This is a genomic window from Sulfuricella sp. T08 (assembly GCF_000971475.1).
In the GTDB taxonomy this organism is placed as follows: domain Bacteria; phylum Pseudomonadota; class Gammaproteobacteria; order Burkholderiales; family Sulfuricellaceae; genus Sulfuricella.
On the sequence record NZ_DF967533.1, the window covers coordinates 47,234 to 72,736 of the forward strand.

Below are 25,503 nucleotides of genomic sequence, written 5' to 3' on the forward strand. Positions count from 1 at the left end.
TAGAAAAAAGCCCCGCCTAGTGCGGGGCTTTTTTTTATGCTAGATTCTGCCGATGCAACCCATGCCTGATAACACCGTAGACACCCTGATCGATGCGCGCTGGATCATCCCCGTCGAACCCGCCCGGCAAACCCTGTCCCGGCACTCCATCGCCATTGCCGACGGCGTGATCCGCGACATCCTGCCCACCGAGGAGGCGCATGTAAAATACAGCGCCAGACAGCATTTCCGGCTTGACGATCATGTCCTGATCCCGGGCCTGATCAACCTCCACACCCACGCCGCCATGTCGCTGCTGCGCGGCTTGGCGGATGATCTGCCTCTGATGGACTGGCTCAACAATCATATCTGGCCTGCCGAGGCGAAATTCGTGTCACCGGAATTCGTACGCGACGGCACCCTCCTTGCCTGCGCGGAGATGCTCCGGGGCGGCATCACCTGCTTCAACGACATGTATTTCTTCCCCGAAGCGGCAGCGCAAACGGTGCTCAGCACCGGAATGCGCGCTGCCATCGGCATAATCGTGGTCGACTTCCCCACCGCCTACGCCGCCGATGCCGACGATTACTTGAGCAAGGGGCTGGCGGTGCGCGACGAATTTCACGGCGAGCCACTGCTGACCTTTACGCTCGCTCCCCATGCGCCTTATACGGTGAGCGACAAGACCTTCGCCAAAGTATTGACCTACGCCGAGCAGCTCGACCTGCCGATCCACATTCACCTGCATGAAACCCACGACGAGATCGAGGCCAGCCTCAAGCAATACCAGATGAGGCCGATCGAGCGGCTGCACCGCCTCGGCCTGCTCGGTCCCAACCTGATCGCAGTACATGCGGTGCAGCTCAACACCGACGAAATTCGCCTGCTCGCCGAACACGGCTGCCATGTGGCCCACTGCCCGAGTTCCAACCTGAAACTCGCCAGCGGGATCAGCCCGGTAGTGGAAAAACTCGAACAAGAGATCAACGTCGGTCTGGGCACCGACGGCGCAGCGAGCAACAACCGCCTCGACATGTTCGCTGAAATGCGCCTCGCCGCCCTGCTCGCCAAGGGCCAGAGCGGCCATGCCGCCGCGCTGCCCGCCCATCAGGCACTGGCCATGGCCACCATCAATGCCGCCAAAGCGCTGGGCATCGACCACCTGACCGGCTCGCTCGCCATCGGCAAGGCGGCGGACATCACCGCGGTGGACTTGTCCGCCCCGGAAACCCAGCCATGCTATGATGTTACCTCGCATCTGGTGTATACCGCCGGACGGGAAAACGTCAGCCACGTATGGGTGAACGGCAAGCTGGTGCTGGACGAACGGCACCTCACCACCATCGACATCCATGAACTCAATGCCAGAACCAGCTTCTGGCACGAAAAAATCAGCAACCAAAAAAGTTTCAGCGAAGGGCAACCTTGAGGTTAGTCGGAACTCAAACTTTTTTTTGTGGGGGTTAACCTTACGAGTTAACCGGAGCCAAAAATGAACGAACCAAACTTGAACGTCGATGCACAGGAACTGGACAAATTCGCCCAGCTCGCCCATCGCTGGTGGGACCCCAACAGCGAATTCAAACCCCTGCACGACATCAATCCGCTGCGCCTCGACTACGTCGACCAGACAGCCGGGCTGACCGGCAAGAAGGTACTCGACGTCGGCTGCGGTGGCGGCATCCTGTCCGAAAGCATGGCAACGCGCGGCGCCCAGGTTACCGGCATCGACCTTGGCGAAAAAGCACTCAAGGTCGCCAAGCTGCACCTGCTGGAAAGCGGCCAGAAAGTCGACTACCGCTTGATCGCGGTGGAAGAACTGGCCAAGGAGCAGCCGCACCAATATGACATCGTCACTTGCATGGAAATGCTCGAACATGTACCCGATCCGGCCAGCGTGGTGCGAGCCTGCGCCGAACTGGTCAAACCCGGCGGCCATGTATTCTTTTCCACCCTCAACCGCAACCCTAAATCCTATCTTTTCGCAGTAATCGGCGCCGAATATGTGCTCAACCTGCTGCCCAGAGGCACCCATGAATATGCCAAGTTCATCAAACCTTCCGAACTGGGCGGCTACTGTCGCGCCGTCGGCCTTGGCGTCGCCGGCATTACCGGCATGAGCTACAGCCCCTTCTCCAAAACCTACACCCTCGGCGCCGACACCAGCATCAACTACCTGATCCATTGCCGGCAGGAATAATGAAGGCGGTACTGTTCGACCTTGACGGCACGCTGGCCGATACTGCGCCCGACCTCGGCCATGCCCTCAACCTGCAGCGCGAACGGCACGGACTGCCGCCATTGCCGCAGGAAACCATCCGTCCTTACGCCTCGCACGGCACCGTCGGCCTGTTCGATATCGGCTTCGGCCTGACGCCACAAGACGAGCGCTTCGCGCCCATGCGCGAGGAATACCTGGCGCTCTACACAGCCAACCTGTGCCTGCATACCACCCTCTTCCCCGGCATGGCCGAACTTCTGGACCAACTCGAAGGCAAAGGCATCGCCTGGGGCGTGGTCACCAACAAACCGGCACGCTTCACCAATCCGCTGCTGGAATTGCTGGGACTGTCCAAACGCGCTGCCAGCGTCATCAGCGGCGACACCTGCTCCCATCCCAAGCCCCACCCCGAACCGCTCCTGGCCGCTGCCCGCGAGATCGGCATCGCACCGCAAGGCTGCCTCTACGTCGGCGACGCCGAACGCGACATGGAAGCCGCCCTTGCCGCCGGAATGACCGCCCTCATCGCCAACTACGGCTACCTCAGCACCGCAGACCGCCCCGAAACCTGGGGAGCCCACGGCCGCATCGACACCCCCCAAGACATCCTCGCCTTCCTTGCCTAATTTCTGAATTGTCTATAATGAGTTAGGCATCGTGATGCATCGCCTCAAATGCCACATACTCAAGGAGTAACCTCATGTCTAGGCTCATTGTTTGTGTAGGGGGTTCTGTACTTCACGCGATCCTTGCATCTGTTTTGTTTTCACTTCCCTTGGCTGCTCAAGCTGGTGGCTTGGTTCTAAACGACCTTAAGGCACAGAACGGGGTTCAGCTATCTGCGGACGAGCTAAAGCAGCTTATGCCGAATGCCAAAGTCGTCAGTTATCACAAGGAAGGGAGCACCCGCCGTTGGACGAACGAACCCGATGGTAAATTCGTGGCTTCAAGCGACAACCGTCGTGATATCAGCAAGCTAATGAGGTCAGCAACCGGTCAAGGCACATGGCATGTTGGCGACAATGGAACTTATTGCGTTACGCTTGATTGGCGTGAACGATCTGAAAATTGGTGCCGGTACATATTCAAAGTTGGTGAGAAATATTACGGCGTTAAGACTGTCAACGATGGAGCTACAATAGCGCATGAGTTTGAGTTTTCAAAATGACCCCCTAACATTTGTGAAGCTCTCGCCTATCACATAGGCAATAGAATCAAAGGGACCAAGGTTGAATTAACCGGCCTATTTTTACAACCAACCCGGGCTGGCGCGATACAGCCGCGCTAGCTGGTTAATTCAGACGTCCAGCATAGATCTCGTCAAGCGACATGCTGGCCGACGCCGTCGCAAGCATCACTTCTCCAATTTACGTAATTAACTGATACCGGAGGGATTGCGCATGATCACTTTCACTGTCAACGGCAAACCACGCAGCGTCGATGCTGCGCCCGACACGCCCCTGCTCTGGGTGCTGCGCGATAATCTGGGTCTGACCGGCACCAAATATGGCTGTGGCGTGGCCCTGTGCGGCTCCTGCACCGTGCATCTTAACGGGGCACCGGTGCGCGCCTGCATGACGCCGATTTCCGCTGCCGCCGGGCAGAAGATCACCACCATCGAAGGCGCCCGGAGCAAGGCCGTGAAAGCCCTGCAGGATGCCTGGGTTAGCTTGGACGTGCCGCAATGCGGCTACTGCCAGTCGGGGCAGATCATGTCGGCAGCGGCGCTGCTCGCGCGCAACCCCCATCCGACCGATGCCGACATCGACGCGGCGCTGGACGGCAACCTGTGCCGCTGCGCCACCTATCAGCGCATACGTGCGGCGGTGCATCAAGCTGCCAGAACGATGAGGGGGTGAACCATGGAAAAGATAATCGACCCAAGCCGACGTGAGTTCCTGAAAACCGGCGCCACCCTGGGCGCCGGCCTCACCATCGCGTTCTACCTGCCTGTCGGCGCCGCCAGGATGATGGCGGGCCAAGACGCGGGCAAACCCTTTGTGCCCAATGCTTTTATCCGGATCGCGCCCGACGACACCGTGACGGTCATCGTCAAACATCTGGAGATGGGACAAGGAGTCAACACCGGCCTGCCGACCCTGGTTGCCGAGGAACTGGATGTACCCTGGGAAAAGATCCTGGTCGAATCGGCACCGGCCGACGCCAAGCTATATAACAACCTGCTCTGGGGACCGATGCAAGGAACCGGCGGCAGCACCGCCATGGCCAATTCATTCGATCAGCTGCGCCGGGCGGGTGCCACTGCGCGCGCCATGCTGATCGCGGCAGCGGCGGACAACTGGAAAGTGGACGCCAGTACCCTCTCCACCCAGAACGGCATGGTGCTGCACCGTGCCAGCGGCCGCAAGGCGAGCTACGGCAAGCTGGCGGACAAGGCGGCGACAATGCCCCAGCCAGCCGAAGTACAACTCAAGTCAGCCAAGGATTTCAAGTACATCGGCAAGCAGTTCAAGCGCACCGACTCGAAAGCAAAATCCGACGGCAGCGCCCAGTTCGCATCCGACCTGCGCCTGCCCGGCCAGCTCACCGCCTTGCTCGCCCGCCCGCCGCTATTCGGCGCCAAGGTCAAACGCATCCAGGCTGACAAGGCTAAAGCGGTGCCCGGCGTACGCGCCGTGGTCGAAGTGCCGCGCGGCGTTGCGGTAATCGCGACAGACTTCTGGAGCGCGAAAAAGGGGCGAGATGCGCTGCAGGTGGAATGGGACGAATCGGGCGCTGAACGGGTCAGCTCCGCCGCACAGCGCGAACATTACCTGGGATTGCTGAAGCAGCCCGGCATGGTAGCCCGCAACGAAGGAGATGCTGCGAAAGCCCTGGTCCCGGCCACGAAAAATCTGGAAGCCACGTTCGAGTTCCCCTATCTCGCCCACACGCCGATGGAGCCGCTCAACTGCATCGTGCAGCTGAAAGACGGCGGCTGCGAAATCTGGGCCGGCTCCCAGTCGCAGACCGGCGACCAGGCCACCGCCGCGAAAATTCTGGGGCTCCAGCCGGAACAGGTACAAATTCATACCATGCTGGCCGGCGGCAGCTTCGGCCGGCGCGCCAACCCTACCTCCGACTATATCGCGGAAGCGGTCTCGGTGGCCAAGGCCGCCAGCCATCTCAACGCGCCGATCCACCTCATGTGGACGCGCGAGGACGACCTCCACGGCGGCTATTACCGGCCCATGTTCGTCCATGCCGTCAGCGGCGGACTGGATGCGCAAGGCAATCCGGTAGCCTGGAGCCAGCGACTGGTCGGCCAGTCGATTGCTGCCGGCACGGCGTTCGAAGGCGGAATGGTCAAGGACGGCATCGACATGATTTCGGTCGAGGGCGCATCCAACCTCGCCTACAAAATCCCCAATCTGCATGTCGAGCTGCATTCGCCCAAACTGGGCGTGCCGGTGCTGTGGTGGCGCAGCGTCGGCCATACCCATACCGCCTTCTCGACCGAGGTTTTCATCGACGAACTGGCGGTGGCCGCAGGCAAGGACCCCTACGAATTCCGCCGCGCCCTGCTGGACCACCAACCCCGCCACAAGGGCGTGCTCGAACTGGCCGCCGCCAAGGCAGGCTGGGGCAAGCCGCTGGCGCCAAAAAGCGGCGTCCGGCGCGGGCGCGGCATCGCGGTGCATGAATCGTTCCGGTCTTTCGTCGCCGAGGTGGCGGAGGTGAGCGTCAAGCCGGACGGCTCATTCACCGTCGACCGGGTGGTGTGCGCCGTAGACTGTGGCATCGCGGTGAATCCGGACCAGATCGGGGCGCAGATGGAAGGCGGCATCGGATTTGCCCTGTCGGCGGCCCTGCACAGCGCCATCACCTTCAAGGATGGGCGCGTCGAACAATCCAACTTCAATGATTATCCACTGCTGCGCATCAGCGAAATGCCCAAGGTCGAAGTCCACATCGTACCATCCGAGGCGGCACCCACCGGCGTCGGCGAGCCGGGCGTGCCGCCGCTTGCCCCGGCAGTCGCCAACGCGCTATTCGCCGCAACCGGCAAGCGCCTGCGCAAACTGCCCTTCGAAACCGCCGAACTGCGGAGCGTATGATGGACAGCGCGGATCTGGAAGTCCTGCAGAAATGCCTTCAATGGCAAAATGAAAGCCATCGCGTCACCCTCGCCACCGTAGTCAAAACCTGGGGCTCTTCACCGCGGCCGGTCGGCTCCCTGCTTGCGCTGCGAGACGACGGTCTGCTCGCCGGATCGGTTTCCGGCGGCTGCATCGAGGCCGATCTGATCGAACGGGTGCACGCCGCGCCGCCCTCCCGCCCGGAAATGCTCACCTATGGCGGCACGGCCGAGGAGTGTCACCGCTTTCGCCTGCCCTGCGGCGGCACGCTGCAACTGGTGCTGGAACCGGCGCCCAACGCACTCGTGCTGCAAGCCATCCTGGACGCCCTCATCCAGCGCCGGCTGATCGGCCGCCGTCTCGATCTAGCCATCGGCCGCACCACGCTTTACACGCCACACATCGATGAAACCACGCAGTTCGACGGGCAGACGCTAACCGCCGTGCATGGGCCGCGCTGGCGGCTGCTCCTGATCGGCGCTAACCAGATTTCCCGCTTCCTGGCGCAGATGGCACTAGCCCTGGATTACCAGGTGCTGGTGTGCGACCCGCGCGAGGAATACAGCGCGGCCTGGGAAGTCGCGGGCGCCGAACTCGTGCCAGGGATGCCGGACGATGCCGCAATCGCCTTCACTCCCGATGTTCGCAGCGCGGTGATTGCCCTGACCCACGACCCCAAACTCGACGACATGGCCCTGCTGGAAGCGCTCAAGTCGCTGGCATTCTACGTCGGCGCCGTCGGCTCGAATGCCAACAACCTGAAGCGGCGCGAGCGCCTGCGCCTGTTTGATCTTTCCGAAACCGAAATCGGCCGCCTGCACGGGCCGGTCGGCCTTCCTATCGGCAGCCGCACGCCGCCGGAAATCGCCGTGTCCATCCTGGCGGAATTGACCGCGGTGCGCCACGGCATCGAATTGGGCGTTATGCCTGCCGCGGCGAGCATGCCGCTGGCACGCGAACCACTGGCGGCCGTCTCATGATCACCGGCATCCTACTGGCTGCGGGGGCTGGAACGCGCTTCGGCGGAGACAAACTGCTGGCACCGCTGCGAGACGGCACCCCGATGGGAATAAAGGCGGCGCGCAATCTGCTAAGCGCTGTTGACCATGGCATTGCGGTAGTGCGGCCGTCTGACCGGCCGCTTGCCCGTCTGCTGGAAAAGGAAGGTTTTCAGGTGGCGTACTGCCCCAATGCGGACGCTGGCATGGGGATCAGCCTCGCTTTCGGTGTCACCGCCGCGCAGGACGCGGACGGCTGGCTGATCGCCCTGGCCGACATGCCGTTCATCCAGCCTGAAACCATCCGCGGCATAGCCGGCCTGATCAGGGCCGGCGCGCCGATCGCCGCACCGCGCCACCAAGACAGCCGCGGCCACCCAGTCGGCTTCGCGCGCGAGTTTTTCCACGACCTGGCCCAACTCAGCGGCGACCACGGCGCACATCCCTTGCTCGCCGTCCATGCTGCACGCATAGAAGCGTTCGATTGCGCAGACCCTGGCATTTTCACCGACATCGACACCCGATCCGATCATGCCATGGCGTATCATGTATAATTAAAACACTATCGGCTTGGCACAGGAACTTTTTCTCCAGTGCCCAGTCTATGGTTAGCATGGGGGCGACCCGGTTTCGACGTGGGTTGCAAAGCAGTGTAGGGCATACCGAGGCTCAGTTACCTCGTAAATCCATCTGAAAAAAACTAGTCGCAAACGACGAAAACTACGCTCTAGCCGCTTAATTGCCGGTTAGACTCTGCACCGGTTGGTCTCTGGGCCGGCTTCGATCCGCAAGGTGAAAAGAGCAGAGTCATTCACAGAGACTCGTGTCGGTCCGGGTTGCTTGAACCGATACTAAACTTAAGGCAACTAGCGTGAATTCAGCCTGTTCGGTTGGCGTAATTCGGGCGAAATCAAATAATCGGACTAAGTATGTAGAACTGCCTGTAGAGGGCTTGCGGACGGGGGTTCGATTCCCCCCGCCTCCACCAAACAAACGAAAACGGCACCCTTGTGGTGCCGTTTTCGTTTGTTGGAGGCGAGGGGATGAGAACCCCCACTGGTTCGACTAGGCGAGCACTGCTCGCCTGGACGCAGGAGCGAAGCGACTGCGGTTCCGAAGCGTAGCGCAGGGATGATTGGATCGCCCTAAGGCGAGACAGACACATCCCCCCCACCTCGCAGCCGATAGGCTGCACAAGACAATGTATATTTAGTTGAAAACCAGCGAGCACTGCTCGCGCAGGACGCCATGCTCAGCATGGCGGGCCCGAAGGGCCGAGGCTTTCGCGGATGCAACGCGAAAGGCGAGCAATCCCCCCGCCACCACCAGAAACAAGAAAACCCGTTGAGAAATCAACCGGTTTCTCTTTTCTACCTGTCGAACTGGTTTGGTGTCCCAAACCAGATCCCAAACCAGATCCCAAACATGAACTGAACATCCATTGCTTCTGAAGAGATCGACCGGCTGATTCGGGTCGCAAGCCATCTTGGGCCAAAAACAGTCCCGCACGCAGATCGCGAAGGGCAGATATGCGCATCACACCCAGGAAACTTTGTAACTATACTAAAACAGTAATTTTATTACCTGCGTAGACGGGATAAACGGCGGTGTGGCCCAGGGACAAAACAAATCGCTGACGACGGAGGAAAGGGAAATTATGACTCGCCTTATGCGCAAATCTTTGCTGTGGCTGGCCTGCTCGATGCTAGTGCTGGTTGTCTCCGGCTGCACCGAGGAAAAGGCGCTGGCGCTTCAGTCGGCTGCCGTGCAATACCGCGATCAGGCGGTCCGGGCCTTGGCCCTGACTGCTAGCGGCATCCGCGCAGCCACGGCGATGCCCGCCGGCACCGCCGACGAGCTGGCCGTCAAGCTGAAGGCAATGAACAGGCCGATGGATGTGGATACCCTCGAATTCCTGCTCACCGGCGACGCCGAGCTGGCGCGTGCGGCCGGGGAGGCGACTCGACCGCTGGATGAGTTGCGGGACCGAGTGGTCGCCTTTTCGGCCATCTTCGACAACCTGCCCCGGGGGAGCTACCTGGCGAGGGAGGAAGTCAGGCGCGTCATCCCCGTCGCCTTTCGGATGAACCAGTCGCTGCTGAACGTGGCGCAGCAGATCGAGACGGGCACCATCCGTATCACCGACAACGCCCGCCGGATCGAAATCATCGAGGACAGCAACGCGGCCATCGCCATGCCGGTCGGCGCGCAGCGGGATCTGGCGCTGCAGCGCGCCGCCAGGTCGGTGATGGATCTTTCCGCCCGCGAGCGCCAGATGCGGATGGACGCCAGTGTGAACCTCCTGCAGGCCGCCGAGATCGGCAACACGCTCATCGGTCTGGCCAGGAACTACGACCAGGTCGAGCTGCGGGATGTGCTCAACGCCTTGAATGACGCGCTAACTCTGACTGGGAGGATCAGCCCCGAGTCGAAGTCGATCAAGCAGGCCCTGACACGGCTGCATGGCGCGACCAAGGCATGGGAGGAAGATACGGTACTGAAGCCGCTGCTCAGCCAGCAAATCACGCGGAATGAATGATTAGAGGGACACCATGGACAACGATGCCGAAATGCTCAAGCAGATGGGCAACCAGATCACGAATTTGCAGGTGAAGTACCGCGGGCTGCCTCTCGACGAACAGATGTCGGTGCACCCGGCCTTGGTGCAGCTTTTGGAAGAATATGGGCGCTACCAGGCCAAGCTGCTGATGATAGGCATCATCACCAAAGAGGAGGACCTCAAGGAGATCCGGGAGATCAAGAAGTCGGTAGACGACGCAGCGGACAAGATGGACCTGCTCGCGGCGATCGGCAAGCTTATCAGTTTCATCGTGGTCCGGGTGTGAGCAGGGCCGCCGGGAGGAGAGAGACATGCGGAATGCGAAAGAGTCCATAACGCCCGAAGTCGTGATCAGAATGCTCGCCTACGGCACCTTGGCGGGCATAGCGGTCATAGTGATCTACTCGGCCCAAGCGCTCTACGTACAACCGGCGGCAAAGGCGCCGCCGCCGGCCAGTACGGCCCAGACAATGCCCGCGGCTGCCACGACGGCGCCGGCCGCGAGCCCCGCTGCCCCACCGGGCCAGCCAGCAGCCCCGTCAGACAAGCCCTTGCAGGCAGGAAAGGCCGCCCCGGCCGGGGCTGCAACGCCGGAGGCGGCACGGCCTGAGGACACCAAGACGATTAAGGACGCACCCAAGCCGGAGTCCGCACCTGCAGGCAAGGCGGCCCAGAAGCCTGCCCCCGAACCCGAGGCAGCAGTCCGGCCGGCCCCCATGGCTAAGGCCATGGCAGTATTGGGCACAGGTCTTCTCCTCGCTGGGTCAGCCCTTCTCGGAGGTGCGTTCCTCGGCTTTCTGTTTGGCATCCCGCGTTCACTCCAGCAGCAAAGCGTGCCGGAATCAGCATCTTCCCAGAGCGCCTCCGCTACCACGCAAGGCTTATCCGGCCGTGCAACCTACGGTGCCAACACCAGTCTCGAGCAGATCTCGGACTGGCTGACAAAGATTCTCGTCGGAGTTGGGCTAACCCAACTAACGTCGCTCCCTTCCGCGCTGACGCAATTCGCCGACTTTGCAAACCCCGGCCTCGGCGGGTTTGAGACCAGCGGCGTGTTCGCAGTCGCGCTCCTGGTCTACTTCCTGATCTGTGGGTTTCTCATGAGCTATCTCTGGACACGCCTTCGCCTTGGCAAGGCTTTCAGCGAGGCGGACACACTCGCAGTGATCCGTAGCGAGATTGCCATAGTGTCAGAGTCGCAAAAGAAGGCACAGGAACAACTGACCATCGACTACGAGGCACTCAGACTGACAGAAAAGCAGCTTGAATCTGGGGATGTATCGCAAGAGGAGCTTGATAGAGCGTTACGCGGGACGAGCGACCTCTATCGGACGAATATCTACCAACAGGCAGGCAACGTACGACGCAACAATTGGCGCGACCCGAAGAAGAAGGCGAAAATGGAGCGCACCATCCCGATCTTTCGCGCGCTCATCGCTACCGACGAGAAAAAGGAAAAAGAGCGCTTCCACCAGAACTATGCCCAACTTGGCTATGCCCTTGCAGAGGCATCAACGCCGGATTACAAAAACGCATTAGGGGCGCTAAACAAAGCGATCGAATTGCGCGGTCCAGCGGAAACTCAGGGCTATCTAATGTACGAGTTCGTTCGTGCCAAGTGTCTGGCCGACCCAGACCACCCTGATCCCAATACCAAAGAGCAGGTGCTCAAGGATCTCCGAGTCGCCCTGCAATGGCCTGAGCTGACCAGCGCCATCGGGCAGGATGAACGTTTATCCGCCTGGCTGAAGGCGAACCATGTTTCCATGAAATCGCTGCTCCAACATACCTCGTAACCTCGTTTGGTGCGATGCATGGCAAGAACCTCTTGCAGCACCTCTCCATTCGGCGGTCTAACTGACGTAAAGTCTTTGCTCAACGCTTAGCGCAGAGCTGTTTTGACCGGCTTGCCCTCGCCAAAGGAAAACCAACCCGAGACGGCATTCTTCACTTTGAGCAGGTGGCCGGCGACGCCGGTGCCAGTCGCGGCAACCCACTGGAACGCCGGCGGCTGCCAGGTCTGCTGGCCCGGCGGCGGGCGCTCCACCAGCGCGCGCTTGTAGGCAGTGACGAGATCGGCATAGGTCTCCGGCGGGAAGCGCGACAGGTCCACGAACAGCATGGGCGAGCCGCTCTGCACCAGCTGCATGGGCTGCATGGTGGTGAGCAGGAACGGTCCAGGCGAGTCCTGGATCACGCCGAGAATCTCGCTACTGCGCACGGCGCCGCTGCCGGCAGTGGAAAGAGTAGCCAGCGCCAGACTGGATGCGTAATTGTCGAGCGCGGGGAATTTGTCGCCGCCTTCATCCAGGGCCGCCAAGCCTTCGTCCCATTCGGTCTTGCCGGGAATGCAAAACAGGTTGAGTTTGGCGTGCGGAATATTCGGGGAGACCTCGGTGCGGTGTGGCGTCGAGCCGATGACGGCATCGAGCAGTGCCGCGTAGCTGCGTTGTACCTGCGGAGCCAGCTTGCTCCCGAGACGCCGCCCGAACAGCACATAGGTGTAGGCGCCGTAGCCTTTGGCTTCATGCGCGGACGCGGTGAAAAACTCCCAGGCGTGAGCCTCGACCTGCCACCTCGGCGACATCATGGAGGCGGTAGGCTCAGGCCGCGGAGCCGGCTCCGCCGCCATCGTTTTAACTTCCTCGCCCCGCCGCGGCTGACCGTATGCCGCGAGATAAGCGGCATCGGCGGCCCGTTTCGCCTGTTCATAAGCCTCTGCCGCGCGCTGGTAATCGCTGAAAGCCGCCACGCGCACTTTCTCGGCAAGCGCCTCACCTGCGGCTGCGCTTGCCACGGCTGCATCCAGCGTTCGCGGGTCGGCCTCCGCCACTTCGGCGTATTCGTCGATGCGGCGCCCGATATACACGGTGGCATCAATGCTGGCCATAGCGCTACGCAGCCGTGCCGCCGCCTCGTCACGCGCCGCCAGGCGCAACTTGGCGGCCGCGGCAAGCTCTTCATCCAATTGCATGCGGCAGGCACTGCCGCGCTGGCAGCGCTTGAGACTGGCGAGGCTCACCGCGGCCGCGTAGCTATGCGCATCGGCCTCGATGACCGCGTTCAGCGCGGCTTCGTAATAACCCTGCAGCGCGGCGGCGTGGGCCGGCTCCTGCTCCTGCGCGAGCTTCATCTCCCCCGAGAGGTCGCGCACCAGTTTCAGGCGCCCGGTCAGCGCACCTGCTTCGTCACGCAGTTGCACGGCGCGTTCAGCCACTTGGGCGGAATCGCTCATCACTTCGCGGGACAGGGTATTCGGTCTGGCTTTGTTTATCGCATCGACAAGCTCGCCGCCTTTCGCAGCAAACGCATCGGCGGTCGCGCGCGCCTGGGGCAGGCCGGCGCTGAGCTGCGCGCTATGGTAGCCGACACTGGAAAGCGCGGAGCGCAGAGAATCGCTCGCCCACACCGCCGCTTCGCGCGCCGCCTGGGCCTGTTGCAGCGCCTGCACCTTGCGTGCTGCCGCGGCATCTGCTGCCTGCGCACGTGGCCCTCGCTGCGTACCGCGCGCCTCGGCAAACGCGGCGGCGGCCTGCAGCGCCTTTTCCGCCGCCTGCGTGTAGTCTGCGACAGCCGCCACTGCGGCGCGCTTGGCTTGCTCCGCCTGCAGCGCCGCCTTCGACACCCGCGAAAAAGCCTCACTGCGCGCCTGCGCCGCGTCCTGCAACGCCTTGAGCTTATCTCTGTGGCGCGCTGCGGCAGCGCGCGCATCCCGGGCGTGGTTCTGCACTTGCCACGCGGCAGCGCGCAACGCGGCCTGCTCTTCCTCGCGCTTGAGCGCCCGCTCGTACAAGGCCGTTTCGGCAAGGGTGGATCCGCTCTCTACCCGTTTCTCCTCGGCTTGGGCCGCGTTCGCGGCGAGCGCAAACCAAACCAGCATTCCGCTGATGATGCCAGCCAGCACGCCACTGCAGTGCGTCCGCTTCATGCCTTGTCCTTCCCAGCAAAACGGGTCCACAGCCAGTCCACCACCCACGCCACGATGACGCCGATCAGACCCGCCAGCAGATAGGTATCGTCGGTAACCGGCGTATTCGGAAGCGCTCGCTCGTAGACGAGAACCACGGCCAGCCCCACGATGATGGCGAGGATGGCGATGCGCGTTGCGTGTCCCAACATGTCATGTCCTCCGCGTTAGCGCTTCCATACGGCTGGCCACGTCCTCGATCTTGACGTCGCCATCGAGGGAAATGGTGTCACCCAGCCACAGGCTCGCCGCCTTGAAGCCGGAATTCCTGAGAAAATCCACCCATGGAGAAAAAGACTTCGAAGTGTCGCTCCAGCCGTGGACAATTAGCACATCTCGATTTGACATCGCATCAACCCTGTTCAACGCTAATTTTCTTGATCCGTGTTACCACTCCGTCGGCATACCCAAAGAATAGCGCGCCATAATTGCTTTATAGACCAATTTTCATGTTACGTAGGGTTCAACCTGGCAATTACATAACTATTTCTACAGGAATTATTATGTGCTATTATTTCTGTAGAAAGGAAGTTTTCATGTCAAAAGCCGCTCAACAACCCACCCCGAAGCCAGAAACCGCAACCGTTCTGAGCAAGGCTGTTGCTCGTGCCGCCGAGCGGCTGGATATCTCACGATCCCTGCTGGCCAAGGTGCTGGGAGTAAGCCCGGCAACGATTACCCGGTTGTACGGAGGCGAATACCAGCTTGACCAGAATCGCAAGGAGTGGGAATTTGCGCTGCTATTCGTTCGCGCCTTCCGCTCGCTCGATTCCATCGTGGGTGACGAAACCACCGCGCGCCAGTGGCTCAATAGCGAAAACCGGGGCCTGAACGGCCGTCCGATCGAGCTCATCCGCAACACAGAAGGACTGGTACGTGTCGTTCAATATCTGGACGCCTCTCGCGGTCTCGTCTGAGGCGCACGACTGGCGCGGGTCGGTTTGGCGCATAGTGGAAGCGCAGCACATCGCTTCCACCATGAAGATCGTCGACAGCCAGGCCGAGCAGGATCTGCTCGAAACGCTGCTGGAAGGCAGCAAGCCAGCCCAACCGGCCACCGCCGAGGCGCTCGATTACCTTCTGGCCACACCGTTCCGCTATGGTCCGTTGCGCGGCGGCTCTCGTTTCCGTTCGCTCATCGATCCCGGCGTATTCTACGGCGCGGAGTCGGTACGCACCGCCAGTGCCGAACTGGGCTACTGGCGCTGGAAATTCCTGAAAGATGCAGTCGACCTGGAAAAACTCGAACCCGTCGCGCACACCGCTTTTCGTGCCGATGTCAGCACGCTAGCCGTCGATCTTCGGCAACCACCCTTCAGCGCGGATGCCGCAGCCTGGACGCACCCGACCGACTATAGCGCCACCCAGGCCTTTGCCCGCGTGGCACGCGAGGCCAACCTCGGTGGCATTGTCTATCAATCCGTCCGCGACCCGCATCCCGCATGGTGCATGGCGCTGCTGACGCCGCAAGCTTTCGCAAAGCCCAAGCCGCACCCGACGATGCAAACCTGGTGGCTCGCCGTGCATCAGGACCAAGTCATCTGGCGCCGGGAGAACAAGTCCATGACGTTTTCAGCCGCCCCCTGGGAGTAGCAGAGAATCGAACCCTGGTTCGCAGAAAAAATGCGAGACAATAAAATTAATCCTCAAAATTTGCACTTCTTAAAATCTGTGCTAATTTTTAATTGTGAAGCGCCGATTTGAATTTAAAGAAGCAAACAGATTGCAGGGCGCTCAATAAATACTGCTAAAGCGGAGAAAATACAGAAACCCGTTCCGGCGAGAAAAAGCTGAAACGGGTTTCTGCTTTTGGGCCTTCCTGCCCGGCCCGGTCACGGCCGTGAACCGGGGTCGCCGCCCCCTTTAAGAAACATATCGAAGCTGACTCCTTTAGTTGATGGAGCATGACAGAGATACAACTTTTGGGTGATATTGGCGTATTCTGTTGCCCCAATAACCTCAACACTGACCAACCGCATGGCCCATCATTTGTGCCGTGATTCAGATGGAACTCGCTGGTCTGAAATGGTCAGTGCCAAAGTAAGCCGAGCCGGTACAATTTGAGTGATAAATATGACCACGCTAACCCAACTCCATGCCGATATTGATGTGCGCGTACTAACTATCCGGGAGGGTCATTCCGACTGGCTGTGCGGAAAGGGCTGCGACAGTTGTTGTCGGCAGCTCGCCGACGTACCTCAACTGACGGTAGCAGAATGGGACTTGCTGCGTGAGGGCTTGGCAACCCTACCACCGGAACGTATCCAGGAAATCCGCATAAACATAGCCGCCTTGTCCGGCCAGCGGTCGCGCCCCATCATCTGCCCACTGCTGGATCTTTATACCGGCTCCTGCCCTGTCTATGCCCAGCGTCCGGTGGCATGCCGCACCTACGGCTTCTACGTGCAGCGCGACCTGGGGCTTTATTGCCACGACATCGAATCCCTCGTAGCCGAAGGCGCCTTGGCCGACGTGGTTTGGGGCAATCACGATGCCATTGATCATCGGCTCGCCGGCCTTGGCGAAATTCGCGCGTTGACCGGCTGGATCGAGCGTTGGGATAGTGGAAAATAAGTAGCGGGAAATCGTCTTTCGCAGATGCGACGCGAAAGACGAGCACCCCCCCATTTAAAGCAGCCGCCTAGAGACTACTCAACCCGCCAAATTTTTTTCGCAAAATTTGCACTTCTTAAAATTTGTGCTAATTTTTAATTGTGCAGCGCCGATTTGAATTAAAGAAGCAAACAGCTTGCGGGGCGCTTAATAAATACTGCTAAAGCGGAATAAACACAGGAACCCGTTCCGGCGAGAAAAAGCTGAAACGGGTTTCTGCTTTTGGGCCTTCCGTCCCGCCCGGTCACGATCGTGAATAAGGGGGGCACCACTCCATCTGCATGTAAATCCCGCCATCTTGCACCAGCCTGAATCCCAGCCGTTTATACAAACGCATAGCCGGGTTGAGTTGTTCAACGTGGATTGAAACGCATTTGTCTGTGGAGGCCGCCTCATCCAGTAACTTCTGTAATAAAGCACTGCCAATACCTTGCCCGCGAAACTCGGGCAACAGGGTGATATCTATGATGTGGATTTCGTGTTGATGTCGATCAGTGTAGAGACGCCCAATTGCTTCATTGTTCAGCTCAAGAATCTCAAAATGGGCATGGGGAAATTGTGAAGAGTAATATTGGTGCTGGGCATTAAATTGCATTGTCAGGAATGCCTGCTTCTGCGTGTCATCCAAGTTAAGCAAGTCCATTTCGGCGGCACGCGTGCTGCCATAGACGTGGTACAGGAACGCACGGTCTTCAGGTTGAATTGGGCGCAACTGAACGGCTTGCGCCAAAGAGCCTGTCACTGGCATCAAAAACAAAACGGTAGAAAAATCCCGCGCTGCCCCATTCCATTGATATGCCAGTATCAGGACCGAGGGGGAAAAATACCCTGCAATGCAATTACGAAGTTAAGCACTTCGTAAGGCTGCATGTTGTTATGGGGTTGGCCGCCACCGACCACTTCCCCCATGGGCACCATGTTATTCGCTGCTCCATAGGTGTTAGCGGTCCCGGCTGCCAGGCTGTTGGCCCCGGACGGGGTACCGGTCGTGGCACTTCCGCTTGCTGGTCTGAGTTCATGGTTATGCTGGGGCATTGTGGCTTGGGACAAGGTTTCGTTTTTAGTTCCCCCGGTTTCGCCAAGTTGCCTGGGAGTCAGGCCTGGCCCCTGGCTTGGGTGCATGGCGGCGCGCCCCTGAAGGTTGGGCAGTCCGAAAGTAGAGCGTCCATCTCCTCCATAAGTTGTTCCCAGGAGGGAAAATAGCGCGGTATTTTGTGCGATCGGGAGCAATTGCCCGTTGCACAACGCCCACCCTCTTGGCTCGAAATTAAAGCCCACAATTCGAATCTCTCCGACAAACGGGTCCATGGATGTTTCTCCTTAGTTCTGGGACGGAAAAATCCCGAACAGGCTGATAATAAAATTAACGCACTGATAAGGCATCAAGTTGTTGTGGGCCTGACTGCCACCGGCATTCACACTTGCTTCTGGGGCCATGGCGATATTGCCAGCGCCTGCCCCGTACATTGTCGTCGCACCGGTGTTGGCCACGGCAGCGCCGGTTGGGTCGCCCAACGTCGCAGCATTCCCTGAGGCTAGCCGATGAGTATGGGTCGGCAACTGGGCGGTGGTGAGGGTGACCGCCTCCGATCCTCCCTTCTCGCCTATTGTGCGCGGCGATAACGCAGGGCCCTGGCCTTGATGGATCGGGATGCGGCCGCGCAGGTCGGGCAGGGCGAAGGTGCTTTGGCCGTCTCCGCCGTAGGTAGTGCCAATCAAGGTAAACAAGGTTTCGTTCCCTGAGATGGGCAGCAGTTGACCGTCGCAGAATGCCCAGCCATTGGGTGCAAAATTTCCCCCAAACATTCGAATTTCACCGACAAAGGGTTGTGACATGAGAGACCTCTACTTTTTTCTGGATACGATCAATTGCGGCTAGGGAATATGCCCTGAAGCGCGATCACAAAATTGAGTGCGAGATACGGCTGCATATTGTCATGCGATTGACCTCCTCCGGCGGAACCTTGCCCGGCCAGTTGCACCGGGTTTGCGACAGGTACGTACACATTGCTCCCGCGCCGGGGTTTTGCAGCCAGAACGCTGTTGGCCGGATTGTTTCCGGTTGCCTGGGCAACCGAACCTTGCGAGTGGCTGTGCGCAGGTATCTCGGCAGGGGAAAGGAGATGCGTTTCTTCGCCCCCTGTTTGTCCTTGAGAGAAAGTCGAGCCGTTATGCAGGGGAGTGCGCCCCCGCAAATCCGGCAAGGCAAAGTTATTTATGCCATTTCCCCCATAAAAGGTGCCCAGCAATGCAAACAACGCCTGGTTCGTGCTGATTGACAGCAACTGTCCGTTGCACATGGCCCAGCCCCTTGGCGCAAAATTGAAGCTGGTAACCCTGATTTCCCCCAGAAATGGTTCTGCCATAGCGGCCTCCAAAAATATCTAAGCTGTTGATCCGCCTTCAGGCGAGCAGGTTGAATGTGGCATGGTAGTGCAGCCCTGTGTCATTCTTTTGGCCGCGTTCGAGGTAAACCTGAAACCAGCCGTCGCGGGAGTGTTTGACATGGTATAAGCCCGGCGGCAACGGCGCCCCCTGGTCAGCGCGGAATACAGTGGTAAATTGATCCAACCCATTGGATTGCGGGCCGTCTGCCACTGCCACCAGTTCCATTCGGACACCTTGCCAACCGTTGTCATCCAGATGAAATTGGGTATTCAAAGCCTGCTGGAACCATTGCTTCGTATACTTTGCAGCACCCGATTGCTGGATGGCTGCCGCCATCACGTTGGGTGCAGTGAAGCCGAGAGCGACACAAGCTGCCGCTCCGGTTGATAGGAATTGACGTCGATCCATGAGGTGACCCTCCGAACAGAATATGTATGAAAGCGCTTAGCGGCCGCCGTACCCAAAGAGCTTGCCCCGGCGCAAGGCCAATGTTGCCAGGCCGAGCCCGAATAAAAGCAGCGTGCCTGGTTCCGGTACAGTTTGTTGCGAGGTCTGGAAGTTGAGGGCGATTTGACCATGGTCACGGATCGAGGATCCCAGGATGCCCAGGTTGCCAAGGTTGTTCAGAGTGAGCGAGCTGGCAGTGAAAACGACATCTGCATTGGTCAGGCCGGTTGCACCGGTCAAAACCAGGTTGATCCCGTTCAGGATGTCTGGCGCGAAGCTGAAGCCGGTGAATTCAATGCGCGCCCCCGGGAACAGATCAAAACCCGCATTTGAATAACCGCCTCCCATAGGGGTGCCGCCACCGCTGAGTTGAATAACGATACTGCTTCCATTGATGTCAATGAAGTCGGCAGAGAACAATATTGCATCGATGACGAGGTTTTTTGTATTGTCGCTGCCTGGTATCTCAACACCTGCTCCGACGGTGACTGTATCGCTACTTGAGAATGGCGTGTTGTCCAGGTAGGTAGCGGTAACCGATTGACCGATCAGGGTGGCGTGGCTTAATTGTGGCAGAGCGAAAAACAGGGCAATAAAACCTAGAAGAACAGCCTGTTTTCGCAGGGATTGTGCGGAGAAAAATTTATACATGCCTGTTGCTCCTAATGTTTTACTGTCGGTCTCGTTATTATTTCGCTGCCGAACCGAACTTCTGAATCATGAACATAACATTAATGTTTCTTGCATAAGCAATGTTAATGCCACTTTTTTTTGTTGTTTATAAACAGGTTGTTGTGCCTATTTCTCTTGGAAAAGCCGGGGTGGGTGTAAAAATTCCCGACGAAATGTTGCGTGTTTTTCGTTCTGGAATACCATGCAAGCAAGTTTTTGATATGCAGCATCAATAACGACGCGGCAATCGGACGTGTAAAAATAACCGACACCGTTCATGATTATGGCAGGGTGTTGAATGTCTCAAGTTGGCATAACGTATTGAAACACTATGTTTTTATGGTTCAGAAAAATTTACAGCGTCTTTTGGATCATGCGTCGATCGCGGACATGGGGAACTATGCATTTCACTATTGTTCAGGCAGGCACCACGATCAAGCCCTCCGTAGCGTCGCCGTAGGTCTTGTAGCTACCAGCAAGAAGGGAATGGGCTGCAATGGCGCATAGCGCGGCATCGACGGTGTCGATGTTGGTCAGCGGTGCCGTGTCGATCCCCGTCTTGCGCAGCAGTTCGCGCCGCACGGCACTCTTTCGTTTTGCGGAAACAACCCTCCCGGCCAGCGCGCAAGCCACTGCCTGGGGGAAGGTCTCGAAACACACCGGGCCCGATGTTGCGTTGCCCCCGTCAAATAGTGGGTAATGCGCCTCGAGAAGGCGGAACAGCTCGGCGCCATTGATCATCCAGCGGTAGAAATCCCGGCTTTCCGCCGCTGCGCGGCCGGGTGTGGCAAAGGAGTGTATGCCCTCGGCAGCCAGCGCGCGTTCGGCGGGCCTCGCCCGGCCAGTCAGGCTCCAACGGCAAGGCGCATCAACGCCGACGGCCCGCGCTTCGATTTGCTGACACCACTCAGCCATCGACGCCGCATCAGGGGTAGCGAACTTCTCCCAGTAGCGACCCGCATTGAGCGCCACCGCATGAAACCCCTTCTTCGGCCCCCCGACATCGATACCGATGACTATGCTGCTCTCGTCGAACAAAGGCCAACTCCTTCAGTCGATAAACAGTTGAGGAATAGCTTCGACAAAGCTGTGTTCCTCCTCATCCCGATCAATAGGGAGTGCACCACAAAGCCTCATCGATAATCTTATGGTCAATTTTTCCACTTAAGGCAAATGAATAATCACAACATGTGACCCATAGTCCGTAGACCTATAAGTCACACCAAAGCATGATTAGTCCACAAAATCACATGGGCTAGCATATGGCGAATCAATTACTGATTGGCTTTGGACTTCATTTAAAAAAATTACGTTTGGAAAGAGGTCTGAGCCAAGAGCGATTAGGAATGATTGCTGAACTGGATCGCACCTACATCAGCGGTATAGAGCGCGGCGTCCGTAATGTAAGCCTCACCAACATCTTCCGCATTGCTCAAGCGTTAAATGTACCTGCTGCCGAACTATTCCATTCGGACGCTGAATAATTATGTCGCATCGCGCCTATTATTCAGCAGAAGTCGTGCACTTTCTCATAGAGCCTGTTGATTCGATCATTGGTAAAATCACACAAAATCATCCGCAGAGTTTGGAACATTTGCAAACTGGTGCATGGGCACGACAAATTGAAATTTTACAGGATGCTATACAGCCGTTGAGAGAAGGTCATATCCTTTTCGAAGTGCAGATTCCCCGAATGGGGAAGCGTGCAGATGCCGTCTTAATCTACAAAAATTTAATCTTTGTCATTGAATTCAAGGTGGGGGCCAATCGATATCTACCGCAAGATATTCGACAGGCTCATGGCTACGCTATTGATTTACACCATTTTCACGAAGGTAGTCACGACAAAACGATCATCCCTATTTTAGTTGCCACAGAAGCTAAGAAAACGGAATTAAAAGCGCCAGTCGAAGTGGATCATGTCTATGAACCCATCACGACCAACAAGAACGATTTGTATGCGGCGCTTGAATATTGCGTACGGCACATTCAATCGCGTCAGCCTATCCAGTACGAAGAATGGTTGCATTCTGCGTATAAGCCAACGCCTACCATCATTGAAGCAGCCCAAGCCCTATATTCAAATCATGGCGTGGATGACATTACTCACAATAATGCCGGCAATCAAAACTTACATATCACTTCAAAAACCATTCAAGACATCGTTCACGCTGCCCGTATAAATAAACGCAAGACTATCTGCTTTGTTACTGGCGTACCCGGTGCTGGAAAAACTTTGGTTGGGCTAAATATAGCCACCTCAAATACAAATATATCTGATGACGAACACGCAGTTTTTCTTTCGGGGAATGGCCCTTTAGTTGACGTATTACGTGAAGCCCTTGCAAGAGACCGGGTCAAACACAATGCAGGCACAACGAAAGCAAAAGCTTTGAGAGACGTTGTACCAATGATCCAAAATATTCATCACTTTAGGGATGAATCGCTAAAGAACTTAGATAAAGCGCCTAATGAGAGAGTAGTAATTTTTGACGAAGCGCAACGAGCATGGGATTTGCCGAATACGTCGAAATTTATGATGCAAAAGAGAGGGCAAAAAAGTTTCAATCAGTCAGAACCAGACTTCCTAATCAGCGTGATGGATAGGCATGAAGACTGGTGCGTTATCGTAGCCCTGATTGGCGGCGGGCAAGAAATTAACACGGGCGAAGCAGGACTACAGGGTTGGATTGACGCTTTATCCGCTAAATTTTCAGATTGGGATGTGCATTACTCAGACAAACTATCCCAGATCGAATATGCGGGCAGTGATGTCCATTTCTCTGATGTTAAGCATGCCTATATGCAGCCGAGTTTGCACTTGGCCACCTCTATGCGGTCTTTTCGTGCCGAGAAGTTGTCGCATATGATTCACCATCTGATCCACAATCAAGCAAAAGCTGCCGCTGAATACTACCGACAATTCAAGCATAAATTTCCCATCAAAATTACCCGAGATCTCAATCAAGCGAAGGCTTGGATAAAAGCGCAAGCCCGCGCCAATGAAACCAAAGGGCTGATTGCATCGTCTGGCGCGATGAGACTCAAACCTGAAGGCGTTTTTGTTAAGAATAAGTTGTCGGCGGCAGATTGGTTCTTGAATGATCAAGACGATGTCCGCTCCTGCCATTTCTTAGAAGACGTTGCCACTGAGTTTGATATTCAGGGCTTGGAGTTAGATTGGTGCTTAGTGGGATGGGATGCGGATTATCGCTATCGGGATGGACAATTTGAACACTGGAAATTTACCGGTACAAGTTGGAAACAACGCCATCAAGAAGAGCAAAAGCGCTACCTAGAAAATGCCTATCGAGTTTTATTAACGCGTGCACGCCAAGGAGTGGTGATATTTTTGCCACATGGCAAAGATGAAGACGCGACACGACAGTCAGCATTTTTTGATGACACCTTCGCCTATTTGGTGAGTTGTGGCATCGAAGGCTTAAATAGTTGAATAAATCCTAATAGTAGCAAGGAAAAGACCACGGTTTCTTAACGCACAGCTAATATGGAGTAAGCCTCATGGCCAAAAAAAGAAAACAAAGCCCGTTCGAAGACTTGATCGACATTACCGCCTTGTTCCCATGGTGGGTAGGCGTACTCTTGGCGATCATTATATATTTCGTCCTCCACCACTTTGCAACCGCAGTAGTAGCGCCGCCTGTGTCGCCAGGTCAAATGGGCTCTATGGTCGCAAACCAACTCGGCAAGACTCTTGCCCTATTTGGGCAATACCTGATCCCTCTAGCTTTCTTGATTGGTGCCGGTGTTTCCGCCTATGGGCGGCATAAACGGGCCGCGTTATTCGAAGACGTACAAGAAGGCTCATCCCCTTCTGTACTAAATGGCATGACTTGGCAGGAATTTGAGATGCTGGTGGGCGAGGCATTTCGACGTGGGGGGTACACGGTTACCGAAACTGGCGGTGGCGGCACCGATGGTGGCGTTGATCTTGTTCTGAAAAAAGATGGCGAGAAATTTCTGGTCCAATGCAAGCAGTGGAAAGCCTTCAAAGTTGGTGTTACAACAATTCGTGAATTATATGGCGTAATGGCCGCCGGGGGCGCTACTGGCGGGTTCGTGGTGACGTCTGGCGTTTTTACGCAGGAAGCAAAATCCTTTGCGGAAGGAAGAAACATTGACCTAATCGATGGCGCTGAATTGACGACCATTATCCAGAAAGTACAACAACCCCAAGCCACTGCCGCCATTGCACAGCCCGCGCATCCAAGCTCCCTGACGGCAACTGCCGACCCAAGCTGCCCGAAGTGTGGCAGCTCCATGGTAAAGCGGACTGCCAAGCAAGGCTCCAATACTGGCAAGGCATTCTGGGGCTGTACCACCTTTCCGCAATGCCGCGGGACAGTTCAGATTAACTAAAGAACCATTTCGTTGCCCCTATGAAAAAATCATTCGAAGCCACTTCCCTTTAGCTAGCGATAGCTCGCGCAGGATGTATAGCCTCCCCTTCCCCGTTTCATTCCTATAATGAATTTAGCTCTGCGCTCGGAGGGATGGGCCATGTTCCGGAAAGACCTGATCGAGCTCCTGTTTCATCACCCCATGGGGCTCTACGATATCGACTAGCCTTTGGGCATCGACCCCAAGGATGTGGAGGACGATATTCGCCATCTCGCCCGCACCCTGAAACGCTCCTCCGAATACCGGCTGGTGGTGCACCCGGCGACTTGTCATAAATGCGGCTTTGTTTTTTCTGCCGAGCACCTGCACAAGCCCGGCAAGTGCCCCCACTGCCGGGAAACGTGGATTATCGCGTAATAGGGGACGTAGCCCGATTAATCGAGGACTTTCCATAATCCTCATTCCTACGATGGCGCAGCAACCTCAAGGGAAAACCGTCATCACCTGGATCTTGGAATTCAGGCAAGATTTCAACTTGGTTACCGTTTTTAAACATTTAGAATCCCTTCGGTTTCTGACAGGTTTCGATTGTATTTTTTGCCCCAATCACTAAATTTGATAAGGGACACGAACACCGGGTTCGTCCTTCGAAAAATCCTTCGTGTTCCGCGTGACCAGTATTCTTTTGTGCACCAGAGCAGTTGCCCACACGATGGCATCAGGTAATTTGATTTTGTGTTTCTTGCGGAGTGCTACGGCCAAATGACTGACCTGCTCATCTATAGGCAAATTGACGAAGGCACCCAAAAAATTCTGGATGATTGCCTCGGTCTCTGGCGTTGCTCCCACCATGATTTCCATCCAGGTTATCAGGCTGATGGCTTTGTCGGTGTACCTGTCCAGTTCAATTTTTGCCTGTTCGATCCCATTGAGGTAGTCGACCAATATATTGGTATCAAATAGCGCGCTTACCATTCGGAGCGTGCCTGCTCTTGATAGGTTAAACCATCTACCTTGCGACCCTTCCAAAGACCGAACGCCTCAGCGACACCCGGCTTTTTCTTTTCCAGGTAATCAGAAATTGCCCGACGGACGACTTCAGCACGAGAGACCTTCTCGGCTTCGCATATAGCCGTCAAATCTTTGATCTGCCTGTCTGGGATATCGACCAATGTTCGCATATCATTTTCCTTGTTGATGATGTTATCTACATCATA

At 57.2% G+C, this 25,503-nt stretch carries 31 protein-coding genes and 1 other RNA gene; 20 read left to right on the forward strand and 12 right to left on the reverse strand.

What is annotated here, in order from left to right; translation table 11 throughout:
* The first annotated feature begins 61 nt into the window (after positions 1–61).
* The 12 genes from SCT_RS07330 (at position 62) to SCT_RS07385 (ending at position 11,633) form a co-directional block, all read left to right on the forward strand.
* Positions 62–1,408, forward strand: coding sequence for a TRZ/ATZ family hydrolase (locus SCT_RS07330; RefSeq protein ID WP_059421050.1), 1,347 nt, complete (start codon positions 62–64; stop codon positions 1,406–1,408).
* 63 nt (positions 1,409–1,471) lie between these two features.
* The gene (ubiG, locus tag SCT_RS07335) at positions 1,472–2,179 is read left to right on the forward strand and encodes a bifunctional 2-polyprenyl-6-hydroxyphenol methylase/3-demethylubiquinol 3-O-methyltransferase UbiG (protein ID WP_059421052.1); all 708 of its coding nucleotides are present in this window, start codon (positions 1,472–1,474) and stop codon (positions 2,177–2,179) included.
* On the forward strand, positions 2,179–2,826 hold the full coding sequence (locus tag SCT_RS07340) for an HAD family hydrolase (protein ID WP_059421054.1): 648 nt from the start codon (positions 2,179–2,181) through the stop codon (positions 2,824–2,826). The genes ubiG and SCT_RS07340 overlap by 1 nt, the downstream gene beginning before the upstream one ends.
* Before the next feature lie 74 nt (positions 2,827–2,900).
* Positions 2,901–3,368, forward strand: coding sequence for a DUF995 domain-containing protein (locus SCT_RS07345; RefSeq protein WP_059421056.1), 468 nt, complete (start codon positions 2,901–2,903; stop codon positions 3,366–3,368).
* A 232-nt stretch (positions 3,369–3,600) separates the two neighbouring features.
* The gene (locus SCT_RS07350) at positions 3,601–4,059 is read left to right on the forward strand and encodes a (2Fe-2S)-binding protein (protein ID WP_059421058.1); all 459 of its coding nucleotides are present in this window, start codon (positions 3,601–3,603) and stop codon (positions 4,057–4,059) included.
* A gap of 3 nt (positions 4,060–4,062) precedes the next feature.
* The gene (locus tag SCT_RS07355; RefSeq protein WP_059421060.1) at positions 4,063–6,258 is read left to right on the forward strand and encodes a xanthine dehydrogenase family protein molybdopterin-binding subunit; all 2,196 of its coding nucleotides are present in this window, start codon (positions 4,063–4,065) and stop codon (positions 6,256–6,258) included.
* Positions 6,258–7,259, forward strand: coding sequence for an XdhC family protein (locus SCT_RS07360; protein WP_059421061.1), 1,002 nt, complete (start codon positions 6,258–6,260; stop codon positions 7,257–7,259). Before SCT_RS07355 ends, SCT_RS07360 begins: the two co-directional genes overlap by 1 nt.
* Positions 7,256–7,831 (forward strand): NTP transferase domain-containing protein, encoded by a 576-nt coding sequence (locus tag SCT_RS07365; protein ID WP_059421063.1) that lies wholly within the window; start codon positions 7,256–7,258, stop codon positions 7,829–7,831. The genes SCT_RS07360 and SCT_RS07365 overlap by 4 nt, the downstream gene beginning before the upstream one ends.
* Before the next feature lie 61 nt (positions 7,832–7,892).
* Positions 7,893–8,265: a transfer-messenger RNA gene (gene ssrA, locus SCT_RS07370) on the forward strand.
* 681 nt (positions 8,266–8,946) lie between these two features.
* On the forward strand, positions 8,947–9,816 hold the full coding sequence (locus tag SCT_RS07375) for a hypothetical protein (RefSeq protein ID WP_059421065.1): 870 nt from the start codon (positions 8,947–8,949) through the stop codon (positions 9,814–9,816).
* A gap of 13 nt (positions 9,817–9,829) precedes the next feature.
* Positions 9,830–10,123 carry a hypothetical protein gene (locus SCT_RS07380; RefSeq protein WP_059421067.1) on the forward strand — a complete coding sequence of 98 codons (294 nt, stop codon included), beginning with the start codon at positions 9,830–9,832 and terminating at the stop codon, positions 10,121–10,123.
* 25 nt (positions 10,124–10,148) lie between these two features.
* Positions 10,149–11,633 carry a hypothetical protein gene (locus tag SCT_RS07385; protein WP_059421070.1) on the forward strand — a complete coding sequence of 495 codons (1,485 nt, stop codon included), beginning with the start codon at positions 10,149–10,151 and terminating at the stop codon, positions 11,631–11,633.
* A gap of 86 nt (positions 11,634–11,719) precedes the next feature.
* Here SCT_RS07385 and SCT_RS07390 read toward each other — a convergent pair whose 3' ends face one another.
* Genes SCT_RS07390 through SCT_RS07400 form a run of 3 tightly spaced genes read right to left on the reverse strand, consistent with a single transcriptional unit; the run spans position 11,720 to position 14,152 of the window.
* Complete coding sequence (locus tag SCT_RS07390; RefSeq protein WP_059421073.1) at positions 11,720–13,765, reverse strand: hypothetical protein; 2,046 nt, start codon at positions 13,763–13,765, stop codon at positions 11,720–11,722.
* The gene (locus SCT_RS07395) at positions 13,762–13,956 is read right to left on the reverse strand and encodes a hypothetical protein (protein ID WP_059421077.1); all 195 of its coding nucleotides are present in this window, start codon (positions 13,954–13,956) and stop codon (positions 13,762–13,764) included. The genes SCT_RS07390 and SCT_RS07395 overlap by 4 nt, the downstream gene beginning before the upstream one ends.
* 1 nt (position 13,957) lies before the next feature.
* Entirely contained in the window at positions 13,958–14,152 is a 195-nt protein-coding gene (locus tag SCT_RS07400; RefSeq protein ID WP_059421079.1) for a hypothetical protein, read from the reverse strand.
* A 188-nt stretch (positions 14,153–14,340) separates the two neighbouring features.
* Here SCT_RS07400 and SCT_RS07405 point away from each other — a divergent pair, with 188 nt between their 5' ends.
* The 3 genes from SCT_RS07405 (at position 14,341) to SCT_RS07415 (ending at position 16,378) form a co-directional block, all read left to right on the forward strand.
* The gene (locus SCT_RS07405) at positions 14,341–14,721 is read left to right on the forward strand and encodes an antitoxin Xre/MbcA/ParS toxin-binding domain-containing protein (RefSeq protein ID WP_059421081.1); all 381 of its coding nucleotides are present in this window, start codon (positions 14,341–14,343) and stop codon (positions 14,719–14,721) included.
* Entirely contained in the window at positions 14,681–15,397 is a 717-nt protein-coding gene (locus tag SCT_RS07410) for an RES family NAD+ phosphorylase (RefSeq protein WP_237759624.1), read from the forward strand. Before SCT_RS07405 ends, SCT_RS07410 begins: the two co-directional genes overlap by 41 nt.
* A 480-nt stretch (positions 15,398–15,877) precedes the next feature.
* Complete coding sequence (locus SCT_RS07415) at positions 15,878–16,378, forward strand: YkgJ family cysteine cluster protein (RefSeq protein ID WP_059421083.1); 501 nt, start codon at positions 15,878–15,880, stop codon at positions 16,376–16,378.
* A gap of 283 nt (positions 16,379–16,661) precedes the next feature.
* On the opposite strand, the gene SCT_RS07420 is transcribed toward SCT_RS07415, so the two are convergent.
* From SCT_RS07420 to SCT_RS07445, 6 genes are all read right to left on the reverse strand, one after another.
* Complete coding sequence (locus tag SCT_RS07420) at positions 16,662–17,147, reverse strand: GNAT family N-acetyltransferase (protein WP_082098239.1); 486 nt, start codon at positions 17,145–17,147, stop codon at positions 16,662–16,664.
* 74 nt (positions 17,148–17,221) lie between these two features.
* Positions 17,222–17,725: a phage tail protein gene (locus SCT_RS07425; RefSeq protein ID WP_059421087.1), complete on the reverse strand. Its 504-nt coding sequence runs from the start codon at positions 17,723–17,725 to the stop codon at positions 17,222–17,224.
* A 12-nt stretch (positions 17,726–17,737) separates the two neighbouring features.
* Positions 17,738–18,253 carry a phage tail protein gene (locus SCT_RS07430; protein WP_059421089.1) on the reverse strand — a complete coding sequence of 172 codons (516 nt, stop codon included), beginning with the start codon at positions 18,251–18,253 and terminating at the stop codon, positions 17,738–17,740.
* A 29-nt stretch (positions 18,254–18,282) separates the two neighbouring features.
* Positions 18,283–18,783, reverse strand: coding sequence for a phage tail protein (locus SCT_RS07435; protein WP_059421091.1), 501 nt, complete (start codon positions 18,781–18,783; stop codon positions 18,283–18,285).
* 37 nt (positions 18,784–18,820) lie between these two features.
* Positions 18,821–19,213 (reverse strand): twin-arginine translocation signal domain-containing protein, encoded by a 393-nt coding sequence (locus tag SCT_RS07440; protein ID WP_082098231.1) that lies wholly within the window; start codon positions 19,211–19,213, stop codon positions 18,821–18,823.
* A 36-nt stretch (positions 19,214–19,249) separates the two neighbouring features.
* Positions 19,250–19,903, reverse strand: a complete 654-nt coding sequence (locus SCT_RS07445) for a PEP-CTERM sorting domain-containing protein (RefSeq protein WP_059421095.1) — start codon at positions 19,901–19,903, stop codon at positions 19,250–19,252.
* Between the two features lie 107 nt (positions 19,904–20,010).
* Here SCT_RS07445 and SCT_RS17305 point away from each other — a divergent pair, with 107 nt between their 5' ends.
* Positions 20,011–20,160: a hypothetical protein gene (locus SCT_RS17305; RefSeq protein WP_159107886.1), complete on the forward strand. Its 150-nt coding sequence runs from the start codon at positions 20,011–20,013 to the stop codon at positions 20,158–20,160.
* Between the two features lie 181 nt (positions 20,161–20,341).
* Here SCT_RS17305 and SCT_RS07450 read toward each other — a convergent pair whose 3' ends face one another.
* Complete coding sequence (locus tag SCT_RS07450) at positions 20,342–20,962, reverse strand: DUF429 domain-containing protein (protein WP_189799651.1); 621 nt, start codon at positions 20,960–20,962, stop codon at positions 20,342–20,344.
* A 224-nt stretch (positions 20,963–21,186) separates the two neighbouring features.
* Here SCT_RS07450 and SCT_RS07455 point away from each other — a divergent pair, with 224 nt between their 5' ends.
* The 4 genes from SCT_RS07455 to SCT_RS17085 all read left to right on the forward strand — a co-directional run bounded on the left by SCT_RS07455 (position 21,187) and on the right by SCT_RS17085 (position 24,703).
* Entirely contained in the window at positions 21,187–21,408 is a 222-nt protein-coding gene (locus tag SCT_RS07455; protein ID WP_059421097.1) for a helix-turn-helix domain-containing protein, read from the forward strand.
* Between the two features lie 2 nt (positions 21,409–21,410).
* Positions 21,411–23,378, forward strand: coding sequence for a DUF2075 domain-containing protein (locus tag SCT_RS07460; protein ID WP_059421100.1), 1,968 nt, complete (start codon positions 21,411–21,413; stop codon positions 23,376–23,378).
* A gap of 68 nt (positions 23,379–23,446) precedes the next feature.
* Positions 23,447–24,304, forward strand: coding sequence for a restriction endonuclease (locus SCT_RS07465; RefSeq protein ID WP_059421102.1), 858 nt, complete (start codon positions 23,447–23,449; stop codon positions 24,302–24,304).
* Between the two features lie 210 nt (positions 24,305–24,514).
* On the forward strand, positions 24,515–24,703 hold the full coding sequence (locus SCT_RS17085; protein ID WP_144408243.1) for a hypothetical protein: 189 nt from the start codon (positions 24,515–24,517) through the stop codon (positions 24,701–24,703).
* 192 nt (positions 24,704–24,895) lie between these two features.
* Here the strand turns inward: SCT_RS17085 and SCT_RS07475 are convergent, their stop codons facing one another.
* Together SCT_RS07475 and SCT_RS07480 are read right to left on the reverse strand one after the other, a co-directional pair.
* Positions 24,896–25,261, reverse strand: a complete 366-nt coding sequence (locus tag SCT_RS07475) for a type II toxin-antitoxin system VapC family toxin (RefSeq protein WP_059421105.1) — start codon at positions 25,259–25,261, stop codon at positions 24,896–24,898.
* Positions 25,255–25,467 (reverse strand): ribbon-helix-helix protein, CopG family, encoded by a 213-nt coding sequence (locus SCT_RS07480; RefSeq protein WP_059421415.1) that lies wholly within the window; start codon positions 25,465–25,467, stop codon positions 25,255–25,257. The genes SCT_RS07475 and SCT_RS07480 overlap by 7 nt, the downstream gene beginning before the upstream one ends.
* Positions 25,468–25,503: the final 36 nt, after the last annotated feature.

Coding starts and splice junctions, on each gene's coding strand:
- SCT_RS07400 (WP_059421079.1), bottom strand. CDS start 14,152: ATGTCAAATCGAGATGTGCTAATTGTCCACGGCTGGAGCGACACTTCG.
- SCT_RS07445 (WP_059421095.1), bottom strand. CDS start 19,903: ATGTATAAATTTTTCTCCGCACAATCCCTGCGAAAACAGGCTGTTCTT.
- SCT_RS07480 (WP_059421415.1), bottom strand. CDS start 25,467: ATGCGAACATTGGTCGATATCCCAGACAGGCAGATCAAAGATTTGACG.
- SCT_RS07415 (WP_059421083.1), top strand. CDS start 15,878: ATGACCACGCTAACCCAACTCCATGCCGATATTGATGTGCGCGTACTA.
- SCT_RS07460 (WP_059421100.1), top strand. CDS start 21,411: ATGTCGCATCGCGCCTATTATTCAGCAGAAGTCGTGCACTTTCTCATA.
- SCT_RS07365 (WP_059421063.1), top strand. CDS start 7,256: ATGATCACCGGCATCCTACTGGCTGCGGGGGCTGGAACGCGCTTCGGC.
- ubiG (WP_059421052.1), top strand. CDS start 1,472: ATGAACGAACCAAACTTGAACGTCGATGCACAGGAACTGGACAAATTC.
- SCT_RS07345 (WP_059421056.1), top strand. CDS start 2,901: ATGTCTAGGCTCATTGTTTGTGTAGGGGGTTCTGTACTTCACGCGATC.
- SCT_RS07475 (WP_059421105.1), bottom strand. CDS start 25,261: ATGGTAAGCGCGCTATTTGATACCAATATATTGGTCGACTACCTCAAT.
- SCT_RS17305 (WP_159107886.1), top strand. CDS start 20,011: ATGCCACTTTTTTTTGTTGTTTATAAACAGGTTGTTGTGCCTATTTCT.
- SCT_RS07435 (WP_059421091.1), bottom strand. CDS start 18,783: ATGGCAGAACCATTTCTGGGGGAAATCAGGGTTACCAGCTTCAATTTT.
- SCT_RS07465 (WP_059421102.1), top strand. CDS start 23,447: ATGGCCAAAAAAAGAAAACAAAGCCCGTTCGAAGACTTGATCGACATT.
- SCT_RS07395 (WP_059421077.1), bottom strand. CDS start 13,956: ATGTTGGGACACGCAACGCGCATCGCCATCCTCGCCATCATCGTGGGG.
- SCT_RS07355 (WP_059421060.1), top strand. CDS start 4,063: ATGGAAAAGATAATCGACCCAAGCCGACGTGAGTTCCTGAAAACCGGC.
- SCT_RS07375 (WP_059421065.1), top strand. CDS start 8,947: ATGCGCAAATCTTTGCTGTGGCTGGCCTGCTCGATGCTAGTGCTGGTT.
- SCT_RS07440 (WP_082098231.1), bottom strand. CDS start 19,213: ATGGATCGACGTCAATTCCTATCAACCGGAGCGGCAGCTTGTGTCGCT.
- SCT_RS07330 (WP_059421050.1), top strand. CDS start 62: ATGCCTGATAACACCGTAGACACCCTGATCGATGCGCGCTGGATCATC.
- SCT_RS07455 (WP_059421097.1), top strand. CDS start 21,187: ATGGCGAATCAATTACTGATTGGCTTTGGACTTCATTTAAAAAAATTA.
- SCT_RS07380 (WP_059421067.1), top strand. CDS start 9,830: ATGGACAACGATGCCGAAATGCTCAAGCAGATGGGCAACCAGATCACG.
- SCT_RS07430 (WP_059421089.1), bottom strand. CDS start 18,253: ATGTCACAACCCTTTGTCGGTGAAATTCGAATGTTTGGGGGAAATTTT.
- SCT_RS07340 (WP_059421054.1), top strand. CDS start 2,179: ATGAAGGCGGTACTGTTCGACCTTGACGGCACGCTGGCCGATACTGCG.
- SCT_RS07390 (WP_059421073.1), bottom strand. CDS start 13,765: ATGAAGCGGACGCACTGCAGTGGCGTGCTGGCTGGCATCATCAGCGGA.
- SCT_RS07360 (WP_059421061.1), top strand. CDS start 6,258: ATGGACAGCGCGGATCTGGAAGTCCTGCAGAAATGCCTTCAATGGCAA.
- SCT_RS07405 (WP_059421081.1), top strand. CDS start 14,341: ATGTCAAAAGCCGCTCAACAACCCACCCCGAAGCCAGAAACCGCAACC.
- SCT_RS07385 (WP_059421070.1), top strand. CDS start 10,149: ATGCGGAATGCGAAAGAGTCCATAACGCCCGAAGTCGTGATCAGAATG.
- SCT_RS07350 (WP_059421058.1), top strand. CDS start 3,601: ATGATCACTTTCACTGTCAACGGCAAACCACGCAGCGTCGATGCTGCG.
- SCT_RS07425 (WP_059421087.1), bottom strand. CDS start 17,725: ATGGACCCGTTTGTCGGAGAGATTCGAATTGTGGGCTTTAATTTCGAG.